Consider the following 1,526-nt stretch of genomic DNA (forward strand, 5'->3'; position numbering starts at 1 on the left):
ATCCCGTTCTGAGCGCCCCACGTAACCGGCATTGAGGAGGGGAGATGTCGCTCGGACCATTGCTATCCGCGCCCCCTCCCATTCCGTGGCATGCATTCGCGGCCCTTGCCGCCCTGGCGATTGGCGGCGCGCAGCTGGCGCTTCCGCAAGGCACGCCGAGCCACCGCGTGATGGGCTATGCCTGGGCGGCGCTGATGCTTGTCATCGCCGTCTCGAGTTTCTGGATCCAGCAGATCCGCCTGATCGGCCCGTTCAGTCCGATCCATCTGCTGTCGATCCTGGTGCTGGTCACCGCGCCGCTGGCGGTGTGGTATGCGCACACCCATCGCGTCGCCGCGCATCGCGGCGCCATGATCAAGCTCTATGTCTTCGCCTTGATCGGCGCCGGCATCTTCACGCTGCTGCCTGGCCGGATCATGCATACGGTCGTGTTCGGTCAATAGGCTGGCCAAGGCCTCGCAAGGAAAAATGCCGTGAAAGCACGCGTCAAATGGGTCGAGGAACGCACCTTCGTCGGTGAGTCCGGCAGCGGCCACAAGGTTGTCCTCGGAACAGCGTCCGGCCCGGAGGGCAAAACGCCGGGGCCGAGCCCGATGGAGCTCGTGCTGATCGGCACCGGCGGCTGTTCGGCCTACGACGTCGTCCACATCCTCGAAAAAGGCCGCGAGGCGATCGAGGATTGCGTCGTCGAGCTCGACGCCGACCGGGCAGAGAAGGAGCCCAGGGTCTTCACCCGCATCCACATGCATTTCATCGTCAAGGGCCGCGGGCTCTCGCATGAAAAGGTGAAGCGCGCGATCGACCTCTCGATCGAAAAGTACTGCTCGGCGACCGCGATGATGGCCAAGACGGCGACGGTCACGCATGATTTCGAGGTCGTCGATACCGCCGCGAAATAAGGCAGCAGGGGTCCCGCTTAGGCAGCCATTAGTGCCCTGACGCCGTCCGCAACGAACTGTACGGCGAGCGCCGCCAGGATGACGCCGAGCAGCCGCGTCAGGATCGAGCGGCCGGTCTGGCCGAGGATGCGGTCGATGCGCTCCGCCAGCACGAACACCAGATAGGTGATGGCGAGGCTGACGAAGATGATGCCAACCAGCGCCGCCTGCGCCGCGAAACCGTCGAAGTGTCCCGACAGCAGCACCGTCGCCGAAATCGCGCCCGGGCCGGCGATCAGCGGGATCGCCAGCGGGAAGGCGGCGATATTGTGGATCATGTCCTTGGTGATGGCGACGTCGCCGATCTTCTCCTTGCGGTCCTGCCGGCGCTCGAACACCATTTCGAAGGCGATGAAGAAGAGCAGGAAACCGCCGGCGACGCGGAAGGCCGGCAGCGTGATGCCGAACACCGACAGGATCGAGGCGCCGGCAACCGCGAACAGCGCCATCACCAGGAAGCCGATCACCGAGGCCCGCACCGAAACTTGCTGGCGCTCCTCGCGGTTCATGCCGCGCGTCACAGCGAGGAAAAGCGGCGCCAGCCCGGGCGGGTCGATGGTCACCAGTATGGTGACGAAGGCATTGAAC

Annotated in this window: 3 protein-coding genes; 2 read left to right on the plus strand and 1 reads right to left on the minus strand. The window is 64.9% G+C overall.

The features are described 5' to 3' along the window. Positions 1 to 44 precede the first annotated feature (44 nt). Positions 45 to 443 carry a DUF2306 domain-containing protein gene (locus EN781_RS32320; RefSeq protein ID WP_126054747.1) on the plus strand — a complete coding sequence of 133 codons (399 nt, stop codon included), beginning with the start codon at positions 45 to 47 and terminating at the stop codon, positions 441 to 443. A 30-nt stretch (positions 444 to 473) separates the two neighbouring features. Then, positions 474 to 899, plus strand: a complete 426-nt coding sequence (locus EN781_RS32325; protein WP_126054746.1) for an OsmC family protein — start codon at positions 474 to 476, stop codon at positions 897 to 899. A 17-nt stretch (positions 900 to 916) separates the two neighbouring features. Here the strand turns inward: EN781_RS32325 and EN781_RS32330 are convergent. Continuing rightward, on the minus strand, positions 917 to 1,526 hold a 610-nt coding region (locus tag EN781_RS32330; protein WP_145965780.1), incomplete at its 5' end, for a MarC family protein.

The sequence above is a fragment of the Mesorhizobium sp. M4A.F.Ca.ET.090.04.2.1 genome (genome assembly GCF_003999085.1).
In the GTDB taxonomy this organism is placed as follows: Bacteria; Pseudomonadota; Alphaproteobacteria; order Rhizobiales; family Rhizobiaceae; genus Mesorhizobium.

Excerpts from the sequence above, each read along its gene's own strand:
- EN781_RS32320 (WP_126054747.1), top strand. The coding sequence starts at position 45 with ATGTCGCTCGGACCATTGCTATCCGCGCCCCCTCCCATTCCGTGGCAT.